The organism is Streptomyces ipomoeae 91-03, from assembly GCF_000317595.1.
In the GTDB taxonomy this organism is placed as follows: Bacteria; Actinomycetota; Actinomycetes; order Streptomycetales; family Streptomycetaceae; genus Streptomyces; species Streptomyces ipomoeae.
The window spans coordinates 1-4,629 of sequence record NZ_AEJC01000355.1 but is presented as its reverse complement, the minus strand read 5'-3'; the positions used below and the strand labels follow the sequence as shown (position 1 = coordinate 4,629).

General features: G+C 68.7%; 2 protein-coding genes. Both read left to right on the top strand.

All coding sequences use genetic code 11. The annotated features are described in order from the left end of the window. The first annotated feature begins 320 nt into the window (after positions 1–320). The gene (locus tag STRIP9103_RS22615; protein WP_009319727.1) at positions 321–4,124 is read left to right on the top strand and encodes a multifunctional oxoglutarate decarboxylase/oxoglutarate dehydrogenase thiamine pyrophosphate-binding subunit/dihydrolipoyllysine-residue succinyltransferase subunit; all 3,804 of its coding nucleotides are present in this window, start codon (positions 321–323) and stop codon (positions 4,122–4,124) included. Between the two features lie 29 nt (positions 4,125–4,153). After that, on the top strand, positions 4,154–4,629 hold a 476-nt coding region (locus STRIP9103_RS22610; RefSeq protein ID WP_048820783.1), incomplete at its 3' end, for an amino acid ABC transporter ATP-binding protein.

Sequence of the window (4,629 nt, the reverse complement as noted above, 5' to 3'; positions counted from 1 at the left end):
AGTTGACGTAAAGTTCGAAGCGGAGCCACAAGATCCACGGCAGATCCGCGCAGCCGGACACGTGTGATCAGGTGCGTTCGCGCAAAGGGCCGCGTATATCCCGCCGCAGGCCCTGCCCGACGCATGCCCCGCCCCCACCCACCACCCCCGTTCCAGACCGGAACCACGCTTGTTTCCCGCCATTTCCACCCCCGAAACACGCTTTCCAATGTGACTTACGCGACGATGAGCGGGCTCGACCTGACCTTCCCGGCCACGGAGGCGTAGCCTTTATTCCCGCTGTCCATCACCTTGTGAAGCGGAAGAGGGCGGTTGCCGCCGTGTCGCCACAGTCCCCCAGTAACTCGAGCATCTCGACCGACTCAGACCAAGCGGGTAAGAACCCCGCCGCGGCCTTCGGTCCCAACGAGTGGCTCGTCGACGAGATCTATCAGCAGTACCTCCAGGACCCGAATTCGGTAGACCGAGCCTGGTGGGACTTCTTCGCCGACTACAAGCCAGGGGCAGCTGCCACCCCGGCTCCGGCGGGTACTGCGGCCACGGGGGCCGCAGCGACCACCACGCCCGCGGCACCCGCCGCCCCGGCCACCCCCGCGGCTCCGGCCCAGGCCGCCCCCGCGCCGGCCACCCAGAAGCCTGCCGCCGGTGCCCCGGCGCCCGCGCCCGCCCCGGCCCCGGCCGCCGCGAAGCCCGCGCCGGCGCCCGCCGCGGCCAAGCCGGCCGCCGCCCCCGCGAAGCAGGCCGCGCCCGCCGCCGAGGGCCCGGAGCTGATCACGCTGCGCGGCCCGGCCGCCGCGGTCGCCAAGAACATGAACGCCTCGCTGGAGCTGCCCACGGCCACGTCCGTGCGCGCCGTCCCGGTGAAGCTGCTGTTCGACAACCGCATCGTCATCAACAACCACCTCAAGCGCGCCCGGGGCGGGAAGATCTCCTTCACGCACCTGATCGGCTACGCGATGGTGCAGGCCATCAAGGCCATGCCGGCGATGAACTGGTCGTACGGCGAGAAGGACGGCAAGCCGACCCTCATCAAGCCGGCCCACGTCAACCTCGGCCTGGCCATCGACCTGGTCAAGCCGAACGGCGACCGCCAACTGGTCGTCGCGGCCATCAAGAAGGCCGAGACGCTGAACTTCTTCGAGTTCTGGCAGGCCTACGAGGACATCGTCCGCCGCGCCCGCGACGGCAAGCTGACGATGGACGACTTCACCGGCGTGACGGTCTCCCTGACCAACCCCGGCGGCCTCGGCACCGTCCACTCCGTGCCGCGTCTGATGCCCGGCCAGTCGGTGATCATGGGCGTCGGCTCCATGGACTACCCGGCGGAGTTCCAGGGCACGAGCCAGGACACGCTCAACAAGCTCGGCATCTCCAAGGTCATGACGCTCACGTCGACGTATGACCACCGGGTGATCCAGGGCGCCGCCTCCGGCGAGTTCCTCCGCCAGGTCGCGAACCTGCTGCTGGGCGAGAACGGCTTCTACGACGACATCTTCGAGGCCCTGCGCATCCCGTACGAGCCGATCCGCTGGTTCCGGGACATCGACGCCAGCCACGACGACGACGTCACCAAGGCCGCCCGCGTCTTCGAGCTGATCCACTCCTACCGGGTCCGCGGCCACGTCATGGCCGACACCGACCCTCTGGAGTACCGCCAGCGCAAGCACCCCGACCTGGACATCACCGAGCACGGGCTCACCCTGTGGGACCTGGAGCGCGAGTTCGCGGTCGGCGGCTTCGCCGGCAAGTCGATGATGAAGCTCCGCGACATCCTCGGCGTCCTGCGCGACTCGTACTGCCGTACGACCGGTGTCGAGTTCATGCACATCCAGGACCCGAAGCAGCGCAAGTGGATCCAGGACCGCATCGAGCGCCCGCACACCAAGCCGGAGCGCGAGGAGCAGCTGCGCATCCTGCGCCGTCTGAACGCGGCGGAGGCCTTCGAGACCTTCCTGCAGACGAAGTACGTCGGCCAGAAGCGCTTCTCCCTGGAGGGCGGCGAGTCCGTCATCCCGCTGCTCGACGCGGTCATCGACTCGGCGGCGGAGTCCCGTCTCGACGAGGTCGTCATCGGCATGGCCCACCGCGGCCGGCTGAACGTCCTGGCGAACATCGTCGGCAAGTCGTACGCGCAGATCTTCCGCGAGTTCGAGGGCAACCTCGACCCGAAGTCGATGCACGGCTCCGGCGACGTGAAGTACCACCTGGGCGCCGAAGGCACCTTCACGGGCCTGGACGGCGAGCAGATCAAGGTCAGCCTGGTCGCGAACCCCTCGCACCTGGAGGCGGTGGACCCGGTTCTGGAGGGCGTCGCGCGCGCCAAGCAGGACATCATCAACAAGGGCGGCACGGACTTCACGGTCCTGCCGGTGGCCCTCCACGGCGACGCGGCCTTCGCGGGCCAGGGCGTGGTGGCCGAGACCCTGAACATGTCGCAGCTGCGCGGCTACCGCACGGGCGGCACGGTCCACATCGTCATCAACAACCAGGTCGGCTTCACGGCGGCCCCCGAGTCGTCGCGCTCCTCGATGTACGCCACGGACGTGGCCCGCATGATCGAGGCCCCGATCTTCCACGTGAACGGCGACGACCCCGAGGCGGTCGTCCGGGTCGCGCGTCTGGCCTTCGAGTTCCGCCAGGCGTTCAACAAGGACGTGGTGATCGACCTCATCTGCTACCGCCGCCGCGGTCACAACGAGTCGGACAACCCGGCCTTCACGCAGCCGCTGATGTACGACCTGATCGACAAGAAGCGCTCGGTGCGCAAGCTCTACACCGAGTCCCTGATCGGTCGCGGCGACATCACCCTGGAAGAGGCCGAGCAGGCGCTGCAGGACTACCAGGGCCAGCTGGAGAAGGTCTTCACGGAGGTCCGCGAGGCGACGTCGCAGCCGGCCGCCGCCCAGGCCAGCGACCCGCAGGACGGCTTCCCGGTCTCGGTGAACACCGCGATCACCGCGGAGACCGTCAAGCGCATCGCCGAGTCCCAGGTCAACGTCCCCGACCACATCACCGCCCACCCGCGTCTGCTGCCGCAGCTGCAGCGCCGGGCGTCCATGGTCGAGGACGGCACGATCGACTGGGGCATGGGCGAGACCCTCGCCATCGGCTCGCTGCTCCTGGAGGGCACCCCGGTCCGTCTGGCGGGCCAGGACTCCCAGCGCGGCACCTTCGGCCAGCGCCACGCGGTGATCATCGACCGCGAGACGGGCGAGGAGTTCACGCCGCTGATGTACCTCTCCGAGGACCAGGCGCGCCTGAACGTCTACAACTCCCTCCTCTCCGAGTACGCGGCGATGGGCTTCGAGTACGGCTACTCGCTCGCCCGTCCCGAGTCCCTGGTGATGTGGGAGGCCCAGTTCGGCGACTTCGTCAACGGCGCCCAGACGGTCGTGGACGAGTTCATCTCGTCGGCGGAGCAGAAGTGGGGCCAGACGAGCGGCGTCACGCTCCTCCTCCCCCACGGCTACGAGGGCCAGGGCCCGGACCACTCGTCCGCCCGCCCGGAGCGCTTCCTCCAGCTCTGCGCGCAGAACAACATGACGGTCGCGATGCCGACCCTGCCGTCGAACTACTTCCACCTCCTGCGGTGGCAGGTGCACAACCCGCACCACAAGCCGCTGGTGGTCTTCACCCCGAAGTCGATGCTGCGCCTCAAGGCCGCCGCGTCGAAGGCTGAGGAGTTCACGACGGGCCAGTTCCGCCCGGTCATCGGCGACGCGTCGGTCGACCCGGCCGCCGTCAAGAAGGTCGTCTTCACCGCCGGCAAGGTCTACTACGACCTCGACGCCGAGCGTCAGAAGCGCGGCCTCAAGGACACCGCGATCATCCGCATCGAGCGCCTGTACCCGCTGCCGGGTGCCGAGCTCCAGGCGGAGATCGCCAAGTACCCGAACGCCGAGAAGTACCTGTGGGCGCAGGAGGAGCCGGCCAACCAGGGCGCCTGGCCCTTCATCGCCCTCAACCTGATCGACCACCTGGACCTCGCGGTCGGCGCCGACATCCCGGCCGGCGAACGCCTCCGCCGTATCTCCCGCCCCCACTCGTCCTCCCCGGCGGTGGGTTCGGCGAAGCGGCACCAGGCCGAGCAGGAGCAGTTGGTGCGTGAGGTGTTCGAGGCGTAACCGCTCTCGACGATCTCCGTACGCGGCCGGTGCACAAGTCCTTCGGGCTCGCGCACATCCTCAAGGGCATCGACCTGGAGGTGAACCCGCGCGAGGTGTTCTGTCTGATCGGCCCGTCCGGCTCCGGCAAGAGCACGTTCCTCAGGTGCATCAACCATCTGGAGAAGATCAGCGCCGGTCGGCTGTGGGTCGACGGCGAGCTGGTCGGCTACCGGCAGAAGGGCGACAAGCTCTACGAGCTGAAGGAAAAGGAAGTGGCCGCGCAGCGGCGGGACATCGGCATGGTGTTCCAGCGCTTCAACCTCTTCCCCCACATGACGGCTCTGGAGAACGTCATGGAGGCCCCGGTCCAGGTCAAGGGCGAGACCAAGGCCGTCGCCCGGGAGCGCGCGGAACGTCTGCTGGACCGGGTGGGCCTCGGCGATCGCAAGGACCACTACCCCGCCCAGCTCTCCGGCGGTCAGCAGCAGCGGGTGGCGATCGCCCGGGCACTGGCCATGGAGCC